16 protein-coding genes are annotated in these 20,690 nt (G+C 62.4%); 14 read left to right on the top strand and 2 right to left on the bottom strand.

Annotated elements, in window-relative coordinates:
* The first annotated feature begins 2 nt into the window (after positions 1 to 2).
* The 5 genes from ACFQDI_RS23380 to ACFQDI_RS23360 all read left to right on the top strand — a co-directional run bounded on the left by ACFQDI_RS23380 (position 3) and on the right by ACFQDI_RS23360 (position 6,976).
* On the top strand, positions 3 to 1,310 hold the full coding sequence (locus ACFQDI_RS23380; RefSeq protein ID WP_377171571.1) for a tetratricopeptide repeat protein: 1,308 nt from the start codon (positions 3 to 5) through the stop codon (positions 1,308 to 1,310).
* A 118-nt stretch (positions 1,311 to 1,428) separates the two neighbouring features.
* The gene (locus ACFQDI_RS23375) at positions 1,429 to 1,713 is read left to right on the top strand and encodes a hypothetical protein (protein WP_377171569.1); all 285 of its coding nucleotides are present in this window, start codon (positions 1,429 to 1,431) and stop codon (positions 1,711 to 1,713) included.
* A gap of 57 nt (positions 1,714 to 1,770) precedes the next feature.
* The gene (locus ACFQDI_RS23370) at positions 1,771 to 2,661 is read left to right on the top strand and encodes a hypothetical protein (protein ID WP_377171567.1); all 891 of its coding nucleotides are present in this window, start codon (positions 1,771 to 1,773) and stop codon (positions 2,659 to 2,661) included.
* Between the two features lie 44 nt (positions 2,662 to 2,705).
* Positions 2,706 to 3,833 (top strand): sialidase family protein, encoded by a 1,128-nt coding sequence (locus ACFQDI_RS23365; RefSeq protein ID WP_377171565.1) that lies wholly within the window; start codon positions 2,706 to 2,708, stop codon positions 3,831 to 3,833.
* Complete coding sequence (locus tag ACFQDI_RS23360; RefSeq protein ID WP_377171563.1) at positions 3,830 to 6,976, top strand: DUF4838 domain-containing protein; 3,147 nt, start codon at positions 3,830 to 3,832, stop codon at positions 6,974 to 6,976. The genes ACFQDI_RS23365 and ACFQDI_RS23360 overlap by 4 nt, the downstream gene beginning before the upstream one ends.
* 108 nt (positions 6,977 to 7,084) lie before the next feature.
* On the opposite strand, the gene ACFQDI_RS23355 is transcribed toward ACFQDI_RS23360, so the two are convergent.
* Complete coding sequence (locus ACFQDI_RS23355; protein ID WP_377171561.1) at positions 7,085 to 7,864, bottom strand: 3-keto-disaccharide hydrolase; 780 nt, start codon at positions 7,862 to 7,864, stop codon at positions 7,085 to 7,087.
* A 126-nt stretch (positions 7,865 to 7,990) separates the two neighbouring features.
* On the opposite strand from ACFQDI_RS23355, the gene ACFQDI_RS23350 reads away from it, so the two are divergent.
* From ACFQDI_RS23350 to ACFQDI_RS23335, 4 genes are all read left to right on the top strand, one after another.
* On the top strand, positions 7,991 to 8,785 hold the full coding sequence (locus ACFQDI_RS23350) for an SDR family oxidoreductase (RefSeq protein WP_377171559.1): 795 nt from the start codon (positions 7,991 to 7,993) through the stop codon (positions 8,783 to 8,785).
* Positions 8,786 to 8,913: 128 nt separating this feature from the next.
* The gene (locus tag ACFQDI_RS23345; protein ID WP_377171557.1) at positions 8,914 to 10,737 is read left to right on the top strand and encodes a sulfatase family protein; all 1,824 of its coding nucleotides are present in this window, start codon (positions 8,914 to 8,916) and stop codon (positions 10,735 to 10,737) included.
* A complete protein-coding gene (locus ACFQDI_RS23340; protein ID WP_377171555.1) occupies positions 10,737 to 11,291 on the top strand; it encodes a metallophosphoesterase family protein in 555 nt (184 codons plus the stop codon). Before ACFQDI_RS23345 ends, ACFQDI_RS23340 begins: the two co-directional genes overlap by 1 nt.
* A gap of 35 nt (positions 11,292 to 11,326) precedes the next feature.
* Complete coding sequence (locus ACFQDI_RS23335) at positions 11,327 to 12,619, top strand: right-handed parallel beta-helix repeat-containing protein (RefSeq protein ID WP_377171553.1); 1,293 nt, start codon at positions 11,327 to 11,329, stop codon at positions 12,617 to 12,619.
* A 1-nt stretch (position 12,620) separates the two neighbouring features.
* Here ACFQDI_RS23335 and ACFQDI_RS23330 read toward each other — a convergent pair whose 3' ends face one another.
* Positions 12,621 to 13,751 (bottom strand): DEAD/DEAH box helicase, encoded by a 1,131-nt coding sequence (locus ACFQDI_RS23330; protein ID WP_377171551.1) that lies wholly within the window; start codon positions 13,749 to 13,751, stop codon positions 12,621 to 12,623.
* Positions 13,752 to 13,846: 95 nt separating this feature from the next.
* Here ACFQDI_RS23330 and ACFQDI_RS23325 point away from each other — a divergent pair, with 95 nt between their 5' ends.
* Genes ACFQDI_RS23325 through ACFQDI_RS23305 form a run of 5 tightly spaced genes read left to right on the top strand, consistent with a single transcriptional unit; the run spans position 13,847 to position 20,615 of the window.
* The gene (locus tag ACFQDI_RS23325; RefSeq protein WP_377171549.1) at positions 13,847 to 14,701 is read left to right on the top strand and encodes an alpha/beta hydrolase; all 855 of its coding nucleotides are present in this window, start codon (positions 13,847 to 13,849) and stop codon (positions 14,699 to 14,701) included.
* 48 nt (positions 14,702 to 14,749) lie between these two features.
* Positions 14,750 to 16,225 carry a sulfatase family protein gene (locus ACFQDI_RS23320; protein ID WP_377171547.1) on the top strand — a complete coding sequence of 492 codons (1,476 nt, stop codon included), beginning with the start codon at positions 14,750 to 14,752 and terminating at the stop codon, positions 16,223 to 16,225.
* 45 nt (positions 16,226 to 16,270) lie between these two features.
* On the top strand, positions 16,271 to 17,734 hold the full coding sequence (locus tag ACFQDI_RS23315) for a sulfatase family protein (RefSeq protein ID WP_377171545.1): 1,464 nt from the start codon (positions 16,271 to 16,273) through the stop codon (positions 17,732 to 17,734).
* Positions 17,735 to 17,745: 11 nt separating this feature from the next.
* Positions 17,746 to 19,251 (top strand): sulfatase-like hydrolase/transferase, encoded by a 1,506-nt coding sequence (locus ACFQDI_RS23310; RefSeq protein ID WP_377171543.1) that lies wholly within the window; start codon positions 17,746 to 17,748, stop codon positions 19,249 to 19,251.
* Positions 19,252 to 19,268: 17 nt separating this feature from the next.
* Positions 19,269 to 20,615, top strand: a complete 1,347-nt coding sequence (locus ACFQDI_RS23305) for a sulfatase family protein (protein WP_377171541.1) — start codon at positions 19,269 to 19,271, stop codon at positions 20,613 to 20,615.
* The last annotated feature ends 75 nt before the right edge of the window (positions 20,616 to 20,690 follow it).

Below are 20,690 nucleotides of genomic sequence, written 5' to 3'. Positions count from 1 at the left end.
CTGTGTCCCAGTTTCTCCGGCTTGTGAAAATACCCTTGATCGTGCTGCTTGCAGGCTTCTCCGGCCTGGCTGCACCGCTCCAGGCCAAAAGCCTGAAGGAGACGCGCACGGCGGCGGAGCAGGGAGATCCGGAGGCGCAGTGCGCCATGGGGCTGCGCTGCGCGAAAGGGAACGGCGTCCGCCAGGACGAGGCGGAGGCGGTGGAGTGGTTTCGCAAGGCGATCACCAAAGGCCATGTGGAGGCGCAGAGGCAGCTCGGCATGTGCTACCTGCTGGGCAAGGGGGTGCCGCAGGATGCCGCAGAGGCCGTGAAGTGGCTGCGGCTGGCGGCGGCGCAGGACCATGTGGCGGCCATGAAGCAGCTGGGTGTCTGCTACACCCTGGGCTCCGGCGTGACGAAGGACCTAGCCGAAGGCGTGAAGTGGCTGCGCCAGGCGGCGGAGCATGGCGATGCAGATGCGCAGATGGAGCTGGGGCTGGCTTATTTTGACGGCGAGGGGGTGGCGCAGGATGCCGCTGAGGCGGTGAAGTGGTTTCGTAAAGCTGCCGAGCAGGGAGATCTCAATGCACAGAAGCTCCTCGGCACCACCCTGCTCCAGGGCCTGCGTGTGCCGCAGGACTTGCGCGAGGCGGTGAAGTGGTTCCGCAAAGCGGCGGAAAAAGGCGACCCCGAAGGCCAGATGATGCTGGGCCTGGCCCACACTGCGGGCACGGGCGTGCCGCTGGACCTGAAAATGGCGGCCGCTCTGCTGAGAAAGGCGGCGGACCAGGGCTACGCCCCGGCACAGCTCGAGCTGGGCATGAGCTACATGATCGGCTCCGGTGTGCCACAGGACGCGGCCCAGGCCCTGAGCTGGTTTCACAAGGCGGCGGAGCAGGGAAACCCCCAGGCGCAGACGAAGCTGGCGGCTGCCTACTTTGAAGGCACCGGCGTGGAGCGCAACACCGCCGAGGCCGCCGCCTGGTTCCGCAAGGCGGCGGACCAGAACTACCCCCTCGCCCAGTTTGGGCTGGGCGGCTGCTATTTGCGCGGAGAGGGCGTGACCCAGAATGTGGCCGAGGCTGTGAGGCTTTTCCGCGCTGCTGCAGACCAGGGCAATTCCGACGGACAGTTTGCCCTGAGCATGATGTATGAGAAGGGTGAGGGCGTGGACAAACAGCTCGTGCAGGCCCTGAAGTGGTGCCGCCTTGCTTCGAGGCAGGGGCATGAGATCGCCTTCCTCCACCAGGCCACGCTGGAGGCCTCCATGACGCGGGAGCAGGTCATCGAAGCTGTGCGTCTGGAGCACGAGTGGAGGCCGTCAAAGTAGGCTGCCGCCGCGCCCCGGCCGATCTTCCGCTGTGGCGGAAGTTTTGTGCACAGGTGACGTTTACAGGCAGAGTTCATAGACAGCTCAGGGTGCGGCACCACGCCCACCCCGCTGCCCCATGAGCCCGCGACCACACGCCACCACCACTGCCATGAGCGATGACTCCGAAGATCCCAGCAAGGACGCGGCACACACGCCTCAGCCCATGCCGGAGCAGGATTCTGGCAGCAGCTCCACCCTCGGCGCGGTGCTCTCCTTTGCCTGCCTCATCCTGCTGGCCTTCATCCTGCGCTTGGCCGTACCCAACGAGGACAATGCCATCGAGCTTGGCGTCCTGCTCATCGCCGTGGGCTTTGCGCAGATCTGGCTGATCTTCAATTTCCTGAAGTCGTTCCGGAAATGACCGCGTGGTGCTGCTTTGCCATGAAAGGGCGTGGCTTTGCGCCGTAGTGTCTGGCGCATGTTTTCCACTTCACGCATTCTCTCGCTGGCTCTGGCCCTCGCGCTCACGGCTTCTGCCTCCGCCAAGGAACCCTTCAAGCCCAATCTCGGCCCGGAGCTCCCGCGCATCACCGTCACCTGCGGCGATGTGACGCTGCTGCTGCGCCAGGCCTCGCAGTGGACGCCCGGGCGCATCGACTTTCGCGGCAGCGCCATGACGACGGAGAGCAGCGCCTACGGCACCGTGTTCTCCTTTCCGGACGTCGGCTTCATCGGCACCGCACATCTGGAAAACGAGCCCGAAAAACTGCAGTCGCTCGCCTTCTGCCTCGATGACAAACGCGTGGAGGCACCCACGGCGGAGCTGAAGGGCGGCGCCTTCCGGCTGGAGCGCACATCGCGCATCCGCGCCTTTGACCTCACCAACGTCACCGAGATCAAGGACCACCGCCTGTATGAAACCACCACCGTGCATACGGACGAGGCCGTGCCGCTGAAGCTGGTGTACCACTTCATGCACGCCTGGCGGCCCACGGTCAGCGCCTTCCTCGCAGGCAGCGACGCCATGCCAGAAACTGCCATCTCCGGCCCGCTGCGCGACGACGCCGAGGTGGCGCGAAAATTCTACATCAACCAGCGCGTGGACTGGATGGCCGTGTACGAGCCGCAGAGCGGGCAGTACGCCGTGTGCCGCCTGCTGCAGGCCCCGGAGCAGGGCGGCCACATCTCCACCATCTGGAATGTGCCGCCCACCTACCGGAAATATTACCTCAAGTGCTTTGAGGGCAAGACCGTGCCTGCCGGATTCACCGGCACCTGGCGCATGGTTACCGCCTTTGGCAGCAGCCCGCCGGAGCAGTGGGAGGCCGGCGCACGCGCGCTGGCGGCGGAGCTGAAAAACGGGAAGTAAATCCTTCGCGAGTTTGCGGGCGCGGAGAACGTTGAGAATGCTTCATGCGTACTCTCACCGCCGCACTGCTTTTTGCCCTTGCCTTGAACTCTGCCGCCGAGGAGCGGCCTGATCTGCCTCTCGCGGACATTTCAGGAGACAAGGACCGCCAGACCATCATCGCCCAGGGGACGGAGGACGTCTATCAGGGGCACCCGACGACCACGCTGATGCCGGATGGCAAAACGATCCTCTGCGTATGGTGCATCAACCACGGCGGTGCCGCAGGCCCCATGGCGCGCAGTGCTGACGGCGGCGTGACGTGGACGCGGATCGACGAACTCCTGCCACCCGGTTACAAGACCCATCTGAACTGCCCCAGCATCTACCGCATGACGGATCCGGTCGGCAAGGAGCGCACGTGGGTGTTTTCCGCCGCGAAGGGCACGCGCAAAGGCCCCGGCATGCCCAGTATCATGAGCGAGGATGGCGGTGCCACTTGGAAGGAGATGCCGCCGCTCGGCTTTCCCTGCGTGATGACTTTCAGCAGCATCGTGCGGCTCAAGGATGGCGCTTACCTCGGCCTCTACCACCGGGGCCCCGGTGGTGCAGACAAGCCCCCGCTGGAAGTGCTGCAAACGATCACCGCAGACGGTGGTTTCACCTGGAGCGAGCCGCAGGTCGTCGCGGCGGTGCAGGGAAAGAACCCCTGTGAACCTTTTGTCTTTCGCTCTCCCGACGGTGCCGAACTCTGCTGCCTGATGCGCGAAAACACGCACAAGGAGCGCAGCCTCATGATGTTCAGCCACGATGAGGGCAAGACATGGTCCGCGCCGGTGAACACGCCCTGGGGTCTCACCGGAGACCGCCATGCTGGCGTCTTCACGAAAGACGGCCGCATGGTGGTGGCCTTCCGTGATCAGGCGCTCAACAGCCCGACCAAAGGCCACTTCGTCGCGTGGGTGGGAACTTATGATGACATCAAGAATCACAAGCCCGGCCAGTACCGCATCAAGCTGCTTCACAGCTACGCCGAACGTGTCGGCGACTGCGGCTATCCCGGCATGGAGCTGCTGCCAGACGGCACCATCGTCGCCACCACCTACATCAAGATCGCGCCGGGCAAGGAGAAGAACTCCGTCGTGAGCGTGCGCTTCAATCTGAAAACCACCGACGCCCTCGTGATGCCATGAAAGCCATTGCCGCTGCGTTTCTCACACTCTCGTCACTGCATGCAGCGGATGCCGTTCTCGTGGAAGACGGCCAGCCGCGTGCGGAGATCATCATCGCGGAAAACCCCACGCGCATGCAGCGGGTCGCAGCGCAGGAGTTTCGCACGAACGTGGAGAAGATCAGCGGCGCGCGCCTGCCCATCCTCACGCAGCCGAGCGGGAAGGCGGTGAAGGTTTTTATTGGAGAGAGCCCATTGAATCCCGCAAAGGCGGAGGGCTTGAAGGATGGCGCGTATCGCATGCAGTCAGGTGCTGACTGGCTGGCGCTGGTGGGGGATGACAGCGACTTCGTGCCCACGGAGCCCTGGGCGAAGAGCAACAGCGACATCCCACGTGCGCAGGCGGAGTTTCAGAAGATCGTCGGCGCGCCGTATGGCATGCCCAATCCCGGGTTGTACAAAAACCGCCTGCGCCTGCCCGGAGACACCGGCAAGCCCGACGGAGCCACCACCGCCAAGAACGAGACGCTGGACATCTGGGGGCTGGACGAGCGTGGCAGCTTCAATGCGGTGACGGCGTTCTTCTACAAGCTGGGCGCACGCTGGTACCTGCCGGGAGAACTTGGCGAGGTGATGCCAGCGATGAAGACCCTCGCCCTGCCAAAGCTCGATGAGACCGTGCAGCCGGACTTTCCGCTGCGGCAGTTCAACTTTCGCTTTTCCACGGCGGGCTATGACACGGCGATGTGGATGATGCACCTCGGCACGCGCAACGACGACCGCTGGCTCATCGCCCACGGCATGGATGGCATGACGGGGAATGACGCCACCTTTGCCGCGCACCCGGAGTGGTTTGCCCTCTACGGCGGCAAGCGTGACTACCGGTCTGGAGACAGCAAGAACCAGCTCTGCTACTCGAATGACGAGCTCTTCCGCGAGACGGTGCGCTACGCCCGTACCCTGCTGGACACCTACCCGGTCCATTCCGTCTCCATCATGCCGCCGGACGGCTACACCGCCATCTGCCAGTGCGAGAAGTGCAAAGGCAAGGACTCGCCCGAGCGCAACGAGCGCGGCCTGCTGAGCGACTACGTGTGGGATTTCGTGAACCGCGCGGCGAAGGAGATCGCGAAAACGCACCCCAAAGCCAAGGTGCTGAACTGCGCCTACGGCGTGTACACGCTGCCGCCGCTGAAGATCGACAAGCTGGAGCCCAACGTGGTCGTCTGCATCGTGGGCGGTCGCCGCCCGCTGAACAAGGCCGCCCGCAAGAGTGATGCAGATTCGGCTCCGGAGACCCTGCGCGCGGCCTGGGCGGAGAAGACGGACAATCCGCTTCTGATCTTTGAAAACTACCCCTTCACCGACCGCGGCTGGTACCTGCCATTCTATGCGCCGCATGTGCTGGGAGATTCGGTGAACGCGACCAAGGGCATCTCGCAGGGGGAGGACATCTGGCTCTCCGCGCGGCAGGATTTCAAGGAGGTGGGCATCGGCTTCAATCACTTCATGGTCTACTTCACCGCACGCATGTACTGGGGCGGCAGGAATGCGGATGCAGATGCGATGTTTCGCGAGTACTGCCGGCTGTTCTACGGCCCCGCCGCGCAGGAGATGCAGGACTTCTTCATCTTCTGCGAGGCGCACTGGAGCGCCATGGAGGACGACAAGGCGCAGGCGGATGCCGCGCTGGCGCTCTTTGCCAAAGCGCAGGCCAAGGCCGATGCCGCCAGCGTGCATGGAAAACGCATCGCCCTAGTCGATGACTTCCTCAAGGGCCTGCGCATGAAGTCCCAGCAGCTCGGCCAGCAGCGCGGACCGGTGCCCATCGTGCGGCTCGTGGGAGACGCGAAGGACATCGTGATCGACGGCAAACTCGACGACGCCTACTGGCAGAACTGCCCTGCCGCAGCCACCGGCAAACTGCGCGAGCTGCAGACGGGTCGCGTGCCCGCCTTTGGCACCACGTACAAAACGGGCTGGCAGGGGAACAATCTCTACTTTGCCATCCGCTGCGACGAGCACCCCGGCGACAAGCCGAACAACACCGCCACGCGGGACGATGACCAGGCGCTCTGGCATGGCGATGCCGTGGAGATCGAGCTCGCCACCGAAACGCACTCGTACTACCAGATCGCCATCAGCCCGGCGGGGCACATCGTGGACCTGGACCGTGGCGCAGCCCGCGACCGCTGGTTTGAGTGGGATGCCAAGGCGGAGGTGGCCACGCACATCGCGGAGGATCACTGGACCGTGGAAATCCGCATCCCCGTGACGCAGGATGAAAACGATCCGCTGCATCAGGTCATCGGCCGTGAGCCCACGCCGAGCCTGCCGTGGCACATCAATGTGTGCCGTCAGCGCATTCGTGAAGACGGCCAGGAGCTCAGCGCACTCTCGCCCACCGGCACGGAGGGCTTTCATGAGCCGATGAAGTTTGCGCATTTCTACCATGGCAACTCGCGCGCGTTTCCAGAAGACCCCACGGTCACAGACTTCGCTCTCGGCTTCCGTGATGCCACGCAAAAGCGCAAGGCGGACGCCTTCCTCGCGCTGGCGGAAGGAAAGATCACCGATTTCCAAAAAGCCGCCGCGCTGGAGCAGGCGGCACTCTACAGCCGTGCCGAGGCCGCGCCGACCATCGAGCGCATTCCCGTGGAGGCGGTGAAGAAAGCCGCGCAGATGCAGTACCTGCTCACGGTCGGCAAAGCGCCGGAAGTCATCGCACAGTTTGAGAGCGAGGATTTTGACAAGTGGCCCTTCTGGAAGCGCGGCGCGGGCTATCACGCACGCGGGTACGCCTATTCCATCGTCAAGCAGGGAGACAAGGCCGAGGCGGACCTCAGCGCCGCGCTGCCCTGGACCAGCGAGCCGCGCACGCGCGATGCCGTCCTGCTGGCTCTCGGCCAAAACCGTGAACGCAACCTGCACGACGACGCGCAGGCCCTCGCCGCGTATCAGGCCATCGTGGCGGATCGTGCACACATCGGCGGTGCGGATGAGTACGGTGCGCTGCAGGGCATCGCCCGCATCCTGACCCACCAAGGCAGATATGACGATGCCATGGCGGCCCTGAATCGAGCAGAGCCGGAGAAACTCAAAGGCGTGTGGCGGGACAACATCCAGAGATCCATCGACGAAGTGCAGAAGGCGCGCGGTCGTTGATGGCACCGGCCGCATTGAAGCAGCCTAGTTCCTGCGGAACTGGTAAAGCTCCGCAGCAGCCAGCGGTATGGACGCCGCGTAGCGGGTCCTTGTTCCGCAGGAACAAGGTTACTTCTTTTCCAGCGGCATCAGCTCGATCTTGCGAAACCACACGGGCTGGCCCTCCGCCTGCAGCGCGATGTGCCCGTAGCCCAGCATCACATCGCCACCTGCTTCGACGATGTCGCTCGCAGGCGCGATCTTGCAGGCGGCATCGAGTTGCGGGCGCTGGTAGCGCAGGACCTCCACGCCGTTGATGCGGTGGATGATTTCGTCATTGCCGCGCACCTCGACCTCCGCGCGCACCCACTCCTTAGCAGGAAACGTCGGCGCACTGGATTTGACGATGTGCTTGGTGATCAGCTCCCCGCCCATCTCCACGTGCGTGCCGGGTGTGCAGAGGTTGCCGGTGGAGCGCGGGCCTTTGCCTTCATCGGCCAGGAACTGCATTTCCAGGCTGGAGGGAAAGCCCTGGTCAAAGCGCATGCTCTGCGGCGGCTGGGCGTGGAGCATGACGCCGCTGTTGAGGTTCACATACTTCGGCGCGTCCGCCATCATCGCGCCGGTGAAGCGGTACTCCAGACGCAGGATGTAGTGGGAGTAGGCCAGATTGGTGAAGAGGTGGCCGTACTGCTGGTCAAATTTGTCGTAGCCGTCGTAGCTCACTTTCAGGATGCCGTCCTCCACACGGAAGGTGTTGGCGTAGTTTTCCCCCAGCGGGCGCTTGGCGATCTTGATCGTCCAGCCGCTGAGGTCCTTGCCATTGAAAAGCGGGATCCATTTCGGCTCATCGGCAGCAGCGGTCAGGCAGAGCACAGCGAGCAGGAAGGCGGGGAGTAGGCGGATCATGCCACGCATCTTGGCGGGTGGTGGCGTGCTTTCCAATCAGAACCTTTCAGCACCTGGAGGCTGAAAATTTTGCATAAAAACGCACGCTTCATTCGACGCCCCGCGAAGTGCCGCTAGGATCGCCGGATGGACACACAATGGACAGACAAGATCGTCATCGTCACCGGAGGTGGCGGCGGCATGGGACAGAGCGCGGCAAAGCGGTTTGCAGACGCCGGCGCAAAGACGTTTATTTTTGGACGCACGCTGGAATCGCTGCAGGCCACGGCCGCCCTCTCGCCGAACATCGTCTCCATCGTGTGCGACGTGGCGGACTCCGCCAGCGTGGCCGCCGCCGTGGCGCAGGTGCTCCAGCACGGGCCCATCGTCGCGTTGATCCACACCGCCGGCATCAACACTCCGGACCGCTTCATGGCGCATGCCGACCCCTCCAAGCTGGCCAGCGAGGCAAGCTGGCGCAGCGTGATGGACGTGAACGTGATGGGCGTGGTGAACATGATCCAGGCCGTGTCCAAGCCCATGGCCGAGAATGGTGGCGGCAAGATCGTGGTCGTCTCCTCCACCGCCGGGCATGGCTACGACTCGTTTGCCGGCGTGCCTTACACCGCCAGCAAGTGGGCCGTGCACGGCCTGCTCTTCACCGCCCGCATGCAGCTCAGCGCGCATGGCATCGTGCTTTCTGAATACGCACCCGGAGAGGCCCTCACGCCGCTGGTGGAAAAGCGCCCGGTGAAGCCCACCGCCGAGCACCGCAGCGCCATGATTCATACCGACGACTGCGCCAATTCGCTCTTCTTCATCGCATCGCAGGCGCACTGCATGAGCATCATCCAGCTCCCCGCCTACCAGCCCTTTGGCGGCATGCCGCCGCAGATCACCGCACCGTGGCTGGCGGGGCTGGACATCGGGCCGAAGAAGTAAAGTGATGCAGGCACTCTTGCCTGCAATCCGAGCCACCCAGGACGTTCGTTGCAGGCAGGAGTGCCTGCATCACTTCCCGGCACACATCGCTGAAAAGAACGTACGCCATCCGCGTTCACAGCGGTCTCATGCTCCGTATCCTCCTCTGCCTCTGCGTCTTTCTCGCTTTTTTGCCCGCTGTCTTTGCAGCAAAGCCAAACCTCCTCATCATCACCGCTGATGACATGAGCTGCGATTCCGTGGGCGTTTACGGCTGCAAGCTCAAGGACACCACGCCGAATATGGACCGGCTGGCGGCGCAGAGCCTGCGCTTCAACTACGCCCACACCGTCGTGGGCAACTGCATGCCCTCGCGCAATGTCATGTGGTCCGGCAGATACCCGCACAACAACCGCATCGAAGGCTTCAGCCCCATTCCTAAAGACAGCAAGGACTACCCCGTGCTCGGAGACCTCGTGAAGGAGGCCGGTTACTTCACGGGCATCCGCCACAAGGTCAGCCATTCCACTCCCTACTCCCCCTTTCCGTGGGATCTCGTGCTTGGAGATGAAAAACATGACGACGCCAAAAACGCCGCCTCCTGGGGCAAGGCCATGACCACCGGCATCGCGGCCGCAAAGAAAGCCGGCAAGCCCTTCTGCCTGCTGCTCAACATCGCCGACCCGCACAAGCCCTTCTACGCTGAGGGCAACAAAGGCCAGACCATTCCTGACAAAAACGTGCCTTCGCGCGTCTTCACCCCCGAGGAGGTTCCCGTGCCCGGCTTCCTGCCAGACGACCCCGTCGTGCGCAAGGAGCTCTCCCACTACTACTCCAGCGTGCGCCGTGCGGACGATGGCGTGGGTGCCATCCTCGCCGCGCTCAAAGACTCAGGTGAGGATGAAAACACCATCATTGTTTTCCTCTCCGACCACGGCATGCCGCTCCCCTTTGCCAAGACGCAGCTCTACCACCACAGCACGCGCACGCCGCTCATGATCCGCTGGCCCGGCGTCACCCAGCCCGGCGGCGTCGATGACGAGCACATGATCTCCACTGTCGATCTCCTGCCCACCCTCCTCGACATGCTCGGCATCGCCTCGCCCGGCGGCTTTGACGGCAGTTCCTTTGCCGCCGTGCTCAAAGGAGAAAAGCAGCCGCAGCGCACCATGATCTTCAAGGAGCACAATGAAAACTCCGGCGGGCAAAACACCCCCATGCGCGCCGTGCAGACCAAGGACATGGTTTACATCTTCAGCCCCTGGTCCAACGGCAAACGCATCATGACCGGCGCCACCAATGGCACCTCCACCTGCCGCCAGATGCGCGTTCTCGCAAAGACCAACGAGCAGATCGCCGCCCGCATCGACCTCTTTGATCACCGCGTGCCCGAGGAAGCGTACGATGTGAGCTACGACCCCGATGCGCTGACCAATCTCATCGCCAAGCCCGAGCACGCCACGCAGGTGGCCGCCCTGGAAAAGGCCATGGAGGAATGGATGGTGAAAACCAAGGACCCGCTGCTCGAAGTCTTCCGCCATCGCCAGGACCCCGCCGTGCGCGAAAAGCTTATGCTGGAGCTGGAAGGCAAGCAGATGACCAAGAAGGAGCGCATCGCCGCCAAGCAGGCCGCCAAGATGCAGAGCAGGCCCGCTGCAAAGCCCGATCCCTTCATCGCTCTCGTCGTGCCGGATTCCGTCACGCCAGGACAGAAGGCCACGGTCAAACTTACCCATCACTTCCCCGCCGACCTCGGAGAGAAGCCTGTGCAGGTGACACTTAAAGGCGGCGACAACAGCCGCATCCAGCGCAAGGAAGTCAAAGCCCGCGGAGACGGCATCATCGAAGTCACCTTCGACATCCCCGCCACCCTCCCCGGAGACAAAGCCATCTTCGCCGCCCTCGTCGGCAGCAACATCAAGGATGCATTGCAGCATTTGCAGGCGAAGCCGATTCCTGTTAAAACCCAATAATGCCGCTCAAAATTCTGGTGATCGCCGATGACGACTCTCAACTTGGAGCACTCGACAATCCTCAGCCCGACATTCTGATTTCCTGTGGTGATCTGCTCGAAGGAACCATCCTTCGAATCGCCCGCCACTATGGAGCCCGGCATATTCTAGCCGTCCGGGGAAACCACGACTCTGCGGCTCCGTTTCCAGATCCAATCATTGATCTGCATCTCAAGACCGTCACCCTTGAAGGCGTCACATTCGGAGGCTTTGCAGGCGCATGGCGCTACAAGCCTGTCGGCCATCACCTCCATGAACAATGGGATGTGGCCTCGGCCATGAGCGGTTTCAAACCCGTGGATGTTTTTGTCGCACACAACTCTCCTGCGGGCATTCACGAACGCGACACGCATGTGCATCAGGGGTTCGGTGCTTTTCGAGATTACATCGATCGCGCAAAACCCCAGCTCTTCATCCACGGACATCAGCACCTCGATTCAATGACAGTGCGCGGTCAGACAACAATTCTGGGTGTCTATGGCGAAAAGCTTGTCTCCGTCGAAGACGGCTGTTGAAAACAAAGCTAACAGCGGGCGTTCAGATTCAAATCATGTCCTTGGCTTTCCATCGCTTTCTTCTTCTGCTCCTGGCAGGCACCGCAACCGCCGCCGACCTCTCCGTCGCGAATTACCCCTCCATCCAGGAGGCGCTGAATGCGAACCCGAACCGCATGCTGTTTGTACCTGCGGGGGATTATGTGATCAACGAGAAGATCCGCATCCGGGGCGAACGCAGCGGGTTGTTCGGGCCGGGGCGCATCATTCAGCAGAGCTCTGACCAGCCGATCATCGAAATCGAAAACGCGAATGGGGCGGAGGTTCGTGATCTGACTCTCACGAGGCCGGAGGGAAAGATGGAGACGAAGAGCGAGGGCATCATCGCCCTCAAGTGCCGTGATCTCGTGATCGAAAACGTGCGCGTGATCGACAACCGTACGCGCTCCAGCGTGATCGAGGTCCGGGAGTGCCGGGATGCGCGCATCAGCCGCTGCCTCGTGCGCAACTACATGCGAGTGAGCATAGACGACCGCACCCAGAGCAAGGACTGGGGCTACGCCTTCAACTGCACCGACGGCACCGGCATCAATGTAACCTACAGCATCGGCACGCTCGTGGAGGGCAATCGCGTCATTGAGGACAACTTCGTCCCCACTCCGGAAGTGAAGGCCCAATACAAGCTGGGCGATTACGTGAAGAAGAACGCCGTCAAAGGCACCATCATGAACCAGCAGGCTTGGGACTCCAACTACACCGACGCCTGGCAGCAGGGCTCCGGCATCGTGATCAACGCCCCGGAGGTGAATGACCTGACGCGCGTCATTGGCAACCACATCGAGAACGCTGCGCAGGGTTTGGACATCCACGCCGACCACGTCATCGTCTCGCAGAACATCATCACCAATGCCTTCATCGGCATGAAGGCCATGCACGGCTCGCGCAATGTGCTCATCACCGGCAATCAGTTCGTGCGCAACTCCCTCTGGGCCATCGGCCTTATGCCCGGTGCTGCTGCCCATCCCGCCACCGATGACAAACCCGAAAACGCCGACGGTGGCTCCATCATCTCCAACAACATCATCTCCGACTTCGGCTACGGCGACGCCCACTGGATCTGGGGCGATGAGCGCTCCCCTTTCAAGTTCGACACCGGCCAGCAGCCCGATGATCCGCCGCTCACGGACGTCGTCATCACCAGCAATGTCATCCACGCCCTCGGCAAGCCGCGCTACAAATTCGCCGTCATCATCCCCGGCGGGCCGAATGCACCGCGCGGTCTGCATTTCTCAAACAACCTGTTTCATGCAGGCACCCACGGCGTGTGCAATCAGGAGCTGCCGGAGTGAGCTAGCGCCTGTATTCGCTGAACCGCACCTTCAGCGAATCCTCCACCTGCTTGAGCTGCCACTTTTCCTTGGGGTCGAGCAGCGCGAGGGACATGCCCTTCTTCCCGGCGCGGGCGGTGCGGCCGCTGCGGTGGGTGTAGTATTCCATCTGCTCCGGGAGCTGGTGGTGGATGACGAAGGAGAGCTCCGCCACGTCGATACCGCGTGCGGCCACATCGGTGGCCACCACAAACTGCACGCGCTGCTTTTTGAAGGCGCGCATCACCTTGTCGCGCTCCTTCTGCATGAGGTCTCCTTCCAGCACGCCCACGGGCAGGCCCAGACCCACAAGCTCCTCGTGTAGCTCACGTGCGCCCGCCTTGGTGCGGCAGAAAATGATGCCTCGACGGTCCTTCTGGCGTTGGAGAAAATCGAAAATGAAGGCGGTCTTTTTGTCACGCGGGCAGATGACGTAGCGGTGGTCGATGTCGGGATTGACCACGTTGCTCTGATCGATCTGGATCCGGTGCGCGGTGGCGGACATGTAGCCTCGGATGAGCTCCTGAATGCCCCCGGGAAAGGTAGCTGAGAAGAGCCAGGTGCTGCGGCGCATGGCCGCCAGCTTGAGGATCTCGGTGAGCTGCTTTTTGAAGCCCATGCTCAGCATCTCGTCCGCCTCGTCGAGCACGACGTAGCGCACAAACTCCAGCGTGAGGGCATCACGCTCCAGCAGGTCGATCAGTCTTCCGGGGGTGGCCACCACGATGTGGGTGGGACGCTGCAGCGCCTCGGCCTGGCGGTCGATCTTGTCCCCGCCGCTGATGACTTCGACGAAGGTCTTTTGCGGTGCGTACTTGGTGAAGCGGAAAAGCTGCTTGCCGATCTGCTTGGCCAGCTCACGCGTGGGTGCGAGCACGAGCGCCTGGATGTCGCGGTGCTTGGGGTTCACCTTGGTGAGCAGCGGCAGGCCAAAGGCGGCGGTCTTGCCGGTGCCGGTCTGCGCCTGGGCGATGAGGTCGCCGCCGTTTTCCATGAGGAAGGGGATGGCCTTCTGCTGCACCTCCGTAGGCGTGACGATGCCCAGCTCCTCCAGGGCACGAAGCATCTCTGTGGGGACTCCGAGGGCGGCAAAAGGATGGGGCGTTTCTGACATCCCATGCTCTCCATCACAATGGGGTGAATTGCCAGCGGAATGAAACATGGAGAAATTTGAAGGGAGAAGCGCGTTGCTTCAGCATTCCACCCCTCATGAAGTCTTTGCCCCTGTTTTTTTTCATCCTGCTCCTCAGCCACGCATTTTTGTCAGCGGCAGAGAAGCCCGTTACGCTCTGGCCAGATGGAGCGCCCGGAGCTCTGGGCACGGCGGCAAGGGACATCCCCACGCTGACGCCTTACGTGCCTGCCAAGGCCGGCGGCGCGGCCATGCTGCTGATCCCGGGCGGCAGCTACTCGGGCATCTATGAGGGGCAGGCGGAGCCGTTTGCGCTCTGGCTGAATGAGCAGGGCATCACCGCCTTTGTGCTGCGCTACCGGCTGGGCAGCGCGGGCTACCGCTACCCGGCGCAGCTGCAGGATGCCGTGGAGGCCATGCGGCAGATTCGGGGAAATGCTGACAAGTGGAAGATCGATCCGAAGCGCATCGGCGTGATGGGATTCTCCGCGGGCGGGCATCTCACCTCCACGCTGATCAACCGGCCTGAGGACGGCGAGATCGAGGGGCGCACTCCCACTGTGAGCGCGAGGCCGGATCTGGCGATCCTGTGCTACCCTGTGATCAGCATGATCACCAAGCCGCATGCGACCTCGCGCAAGATGCTGATCGGGGATAAGCCGACCGAGGCACTCGTGCGCCAGACCTCCAGCGAGCTGCAGGTGCGCCCCGGCCTGCCGCCGTGCTTTCTCTGGCACACGGCGGAGGACAAGCTGGTGCCTGTGGAGCACGCGCAGCTCTATGCCGCCGCGCTGCATCAAAACGGCATTCCTCATGAGCTCCACCTCTACCAGCATGGCGACCACGGCACCGGCCTCATCGGCACACAGCACCCATGGTTTGCGGATCTGGTTTACTGGCTGAAGGCGCAGAAATGGATCTCTGAACGCTGAGCGCAACTCACTGACACAAATCTTCAGGCTCCACGTTCCCTTTTGAGCATGAAGTCTGTCCTCATCAGCCTCGCCCTTCTGACTCTCCACACGGCCGCCGCCGTGAAGCCCAACTTTGTGTGGATCATCGCGGATGACATGTCTCCCGATATCAGTGCCTATGGGCTGCAGGAGGTGAGTACGCCGAATCTCGACCGGCTGGCGGCGGAGGGGCGGCGCTACACGCGGGCCTACGCCACAGCGCCGGTGTGCAGCGCCTCGCGCTCTGCCTTCATTTTGGGGTGCTATCAAACCACGACGGGGCTCCACCCGCACGATGCGGAAAATCCCCAGCCGCTGCCCGCGCCCTACCAGCACCTGCCGGGCATGCTGCGAGAGGCAGGCTGGTTTGTGACGAATGCGGCGGCGCCCGGAACGGTGCGGAATGGGCGGCCTGTGACCAAGGCCAAGACACACTACAATTTTGCCCACGATCCGGCAAAGATGTACGATGGCGGCGACTGGCGGAAGCGCGCACCGGGGCAGCCGTTTTTTGCGCAGTTTCAGATCACCGAGCCACACCGGCCGTTCCCGATTCCTGAGCAGTATGATGAGGCCAAGCTGAAGGCCATCCAGCTCCCGCCGAACTATCCGGAGCATCCCCTGGTGCGGCGCGACTGGTACGCCTACCAGCGCAGCGTGGAGGTGGTGGACCAGAGAGTGGGCTTCATCCTTGACCAGCTCAAAGAAGAGGGTGTGCTGGACGACACCATCGTCATGTTTTTTGCCGATCACGGGCGGCCCATGCCCTGGGGCAAGCAGTGGCTGAATGTCGAAGGGCTGCAAGTGCCGCTGATCCTGCGCGGGCCCGGAGTGGCGGCCGGCATGGTGGAGGAGCGGCTGGTGAGCCTGATTGATCTCGCACCCTCCATGCTGCAGCTCGCAGGCCTGCCGGTCCCGCCGTGGATGGAGGGAAAGGCCATTCTGGGCGCTGACTTCCCACAGCGCAGCAGGCTCTTTGCCGCGCGCGACCGCTGCGGCGATGCCATGGACCGCATCCGTGCGGTGATCGAGCCGGACGCGCTGTTTGTGCGCAATTTTCAGCCCTCGCGCTCGCACCTGAACTGGTCCGGCTACAAAGAATACAGCTATCCCGGCATGCCGCTGCTGCGTGTGCTGAGCAAAGAAGGAAAGCTCAATGAGCTGCAGGCCGCATGGCTCACCCCGCGGCGCGAAGCATTAGAATACTACGATCTCAAGGCCGACCCGCAGACGCTGCACAACATGGCCAAAAATCCCAAGGTGGCAGACCGCATCGCCAGCATGCGCAGTGCCCTGGACACCTGGATCAACACCAGCCCGGACCGTGGTGCTCAGGGCGACCCGCCCACAGAGCCGCCGCTCAGCGAGATTCAGCGCTCCAAGCGCCTGGAATACGAGCGCATTTGGAAAGGACGTGTGAAAAAAGGCCAGCCCAGCGATGCCGAGCGCGTGGCCTGGTGGGAGAAGAGCTACGGCGTCCCTTTAGACGCGCGCATTCCCTGATCTCCGGCGGAAGATTGGCGCTGAGGGCTTCGTTCGCAGAGGTTCATGAAATCTGTTTTTGTCCTGCTGTCCTCCCTCTGCCTGGCTGCCTCTGCGGCAGACAGGCCAAACATCCTCTTTCTGTTTTCCGATGACCAGCGCTACGACACCCAGAGCTGTGCCGGGCACCCCATCGTGCAGACGCCCACGGTGGACAGCCTTGCCGCACAGGGCGTGCGCTTCAGCAATGCGCATGTGACCACGGCCGTGTGCTGGGTCAGCCGTGCGGTGGTGCTCACGGGGCAGTGGGCGCGCTCTCATGCGCAGCGGGATGCCATCCCTACCGTGAAGCCGGAGGCTCTGGCCACGATGTATCCCGTGCTTTTGCGCGCCGCAGGGTATCGCACCGGGCACTTTGGCAAGTGGCACATGATCTCCCCGCAGGGCTTCAAGCCGCAGGATCAATATGACGAGTATGAGGCCATCGGGAGGAATCCGTATATCAAGACGATGCCGGACGGCAGCAAGCGGCACGAGACCGACATCGTATGCGACAAGGGCATCGAGTTCATCAAATCACAGCCGAAGGACAAGCCCTTCGCGCTGAACCTGTGGTTCAACGCCGCGCATGCGGAGGACAACGACCACCGCCCGGGCATCGGCCTGTATCCGTGGCCGCAGTCCACCGACGGCATGTATGAGGACCGCTCCATCCCGCCGGCGCGTCTGGGAGATCCGGCCATCTACGAGGCACATCCGCAGTTTCTCAAAGACTCGATCAACCGCGAGCGCTGGTACTGGGGCTACGACACGCCGGAGAAGTACGAGATCAATGTGCGCGCCTACTACCGCATGATCAGCGGCATCGACAAGGCCATCGCACGCGTGCTCGCCGCGCTGAAGGAGGCCGGTCTGGCAGAAAATACCATCATCGTGTATTCTGGAGACAACGGCTACTACCTGGGAGACCGCGGCTTTCAGGGCAAGTGGTCGCACTATGAGGAGTCGCTGCGCGTGCCGATGATCGTCTATGACCCTCGTGTGCCGAAGGAAAAGCGCGGACGTGTGCTGGATGAGCTGGTGCTCAATGTGGACCTGCCCGCCACCTTTCTCGACTGGGCTGGCGTGAAACGCCCGGACACGTATGAAGGCCGCAGCCTCTCCACGCTCATCGAAGGGAAAGGGAGCGACAAGCCCTGGCGCGATCATTTCTTCTGCGAGCACCTCGACCTGGCGCCCACGCTGACGTGGGAGGGCATCCGCGGTCAGCGCTACGTGTACGCACGCTACTTTGATCAGCAGCCCGCCTATGAGTTTCTGCACGATCTGGAGTCTGACCGCGACGAGCTCAAAAACTACGCGAACGATCCCGCGCATGCCGCCGCGCTGAAGGAGATGCGTGCGCTGTGCGATGCCGAGATGAACGCTCGCGGCGGCGCTCTGCTGCCGATGGACAAGCGCGGGTCGAAAAAATTCACCCCTGCCAAGAAAGGCGCAGGCAAGAAGGCCAAAGCGGCGCCTGCCAACTGATCAGCCACACCATGAAACCACTCGTCTGTCTCTTGCTCTCGCTTTGCTTTTTGAGTTTTTCCCTCGGTGCTCCTGCGAAGCGGCCGAATTTTCTCTTCATCGTGGTGGATGACCAGTCGCCGTTTGACTTCAAGTTCTACAATCCAAAGTCGGTGCTGCAGAGCCCGAACATCGACAGGCTGGCGGCGGAGGGCATGGTGTTTGATTCGGCGCGGCACATGGGCGCGTTTGTGGGGGCGGTGTGCACGCCTTCGCGGCACATGATCATGAGCGGGCGCACGGTGTGGCATCTGCCGATCGGCCCTTTGGCGAAAGATCACTGCCCGCCAAACCTGGAGCTGAACACGCTGGCCGCCGTCTTCAACCGCGCCGGGTATGACACCATGCGCACCTGCAAGCAGGGCAACTCCTACGAGGGAGCCAACAAGCAGTTCACCGTGCGGCATGACGCCAGCAAACGCGGCGGCACCGATGAAACCGGCAGCACCTGGCACGGCGACCGAGTGATGGACTACCTCAACGAGCGCGAAGCGAACAAGGACACGGACCCCTTTCTGATCAACTTTGGCTTCTCCCACCCGCACGACACCCGGGATGGCCGCCCTGAGCTGCTGGCCAAATATGGGGCCACCAATCACGAAGATCCCAACACGCTGCCTGCGCTGAATCCCAATCAGCCGCCCCTGCCTGTGAACTACCTGAAAGCGCATCCCTTCAACAACGGCGACGCCAACGTGCGCGATGAAGTGGCCGCGAGCGGTGTGTGGAAAAACCGCGACGAGGCCACCATCCGCAACGAGATCGGCCGCGAGTTCGCGTGCAGCGAGAACATCGACATCCAGATCGGCCGCGTGTTGGATAAGCTCAAACAAATGGGCGAACTGGACAACACCTACATCATCTACACCGCCGATCACGGCATCGCCATTGGCCGCCATGGATTGCAGGGGAAGCAGAACCTCTATGAGCACACGTGGCGCGTGCCCTTCATCGTCAAAGGCCCCGGCATCAAGGCCGGCTCCCGCGTGCCCGGAAACATTTATCTTTTGGACATCGTGGCCACCCTCTGCGATCTCGCTGCCATCCCCGCACCGGAGAGCAATGAGGGCCTCAGCTTCAAGCCCGTGCTGGAAGGGAAAACGGACTCCGTGCGCGATGTGATGTACGGCGTGTACTGCGGCGGCACCAAGCCCGGCATGCGCTGCGTGAAGCAGGGAGACTGGAAGCTGATCAAATACGACGCCATGAACGGAGCCGTGCATGAGACGCAGCTCTTCAACCTCGCTGCGAATCCCGATGAGCTCCTCAAGGAGCACGGCAATGCCGATCCCATGAAAACCAATCTGGCGGGTGATCCCAAGCACGCCACCAAGCTCGCCGAGATGGAGGCTCTGCTGCTCGGAGAAATGCGCCGGCTGCATGATCCCTACCGTTTATGGAATCAGCCGAATGATGGACTGCCGCCGGTGCCCGAACCTGCGCCCCGGAAAGCCAAGAAGAACAAGGCTAAACAGTAAACGCCTCTTTCCCGACCATGAAACCCCTCGCGTTCATCCTTTCGCTTATCTTCGTTGCTGCGACAGCATTCGCCGCCGAAGCGAAGCCCAACTTCCTCATCATCTTTGCCGATGACCTCGGCTACGGCGATGTCTCCACCTACCACGCCTCGGACTGCCACACGCCCAACATCGACAAGCTCGCAGCGGACGGCATGCTGTTTCCGAACATGCGGGCGAACTGCACGGTGTGCTCTCCTTCACGCGCGGCGCTGCTCACGGGGCGGTATCCGGACCGCGTGGGTGTGCCGGGTGTGATCCGTACCAACCCAGACGACTCCTGGGGCTATCTCGCGCCGGGCATTCCGACGATCGGCAATGAGCTCAAGCAAGCCGGCTATCACACGGCGGTCATTGGCAAATGGCATCTCGGCCTGGAGTCTCCGAACACGCCGAATGAGCGCGGCTTTGATCTCTTCCACGGCTTCCTCGGCGACATGATGGACAGCTACACCACGCACCTGCGCCAGGGGCACAACTACATGCGCCACAATGCGGAGGAGATTGATCCGAAAGGCCATGCCACGGACATTTTCGCCGGATGGGCCAAGGATTACTTCCGCGAGCGCTCGAAGGAAAAGAAGCCCTTCTTCCTCTACCTTGCATTCAATGCGCCGCATTTTCCCATCGAGCCACCGGAGGAGTGGGTGGCGAAGGTGAAGGCACGCTCGCCTGAGCTTTCCGAAAAGCGCGCGCTCAATGTCGCACTGGTGGAGCATCTGGACGACCGCATCGGGCAGGTGCTCGCGGTTTTGAAGGAACTGGGCCTGGAGCAAAACACCGTCGTCGCCTTCAGCTCTGACAATGGCGGCTCGCTGCCGCATTCGCAGAACAACGACCCCTGGCGTGATGGCAAGACGAGTCATTACGACGGTGGCCTGCGCGTGCCCTTCATCGTGCGCTGGCCCGGCCATATCAAGGCCGGCTCTCGCAGCGACTACACCGGTCTGAACTTCGATCTCTTCCCCACCTTCCTCGAACTCGCGGGCCTGAAGCCTTCGCCCAAGATCGACGCCGTCAGCCTCGTGCCCATCCTCAATGGCGGCACACTCGACGCAGCGCAGCGCGATCTCTACTTCGTCCGCCGCGAAGGAGGCCCTGCCTACGGTGGCAAGAACTATGAGGCGATCATCCGTGGCGAGTGGAAGCTCATGCAAAACACGCCCTACTCCCCGCTGGAGCTGTACAACCTCAAGAACGACCCGCAGGAGCAGACCAACCTCATCGGCAAAGCCCCCCAAGTCTTCAAAGAGCTCTCCACCGCGCTGCGCATGCATGTGCAGATCGGCGGTGCCACGCCCTGGCAGAAGCCGGAGGAGCAGTAGCCTTGTTGCTGTGCAACAAGGGACCGCTCCGCTTCATCCACCCCACACAGTCTTTCTCGCTGCCCGTTCTTGCTG

Source organism: Prosthecobacter fluviatilis (assembly GCF_042655725.1).
GTDB classification, from domain to species: Bacteria; Verrucomicrobiota; Verrucomicrobiia; order Verrucomicrobiales; family Verrucomicrobiaceae; genus Prosthecobacter; species Prosthecobacter fluviatilis.
The sequence above is the reverse complement of the archived record's forward strand: the minus strand, read 5'-3'. Positions and strand labels throughout refer to the sequence as shown.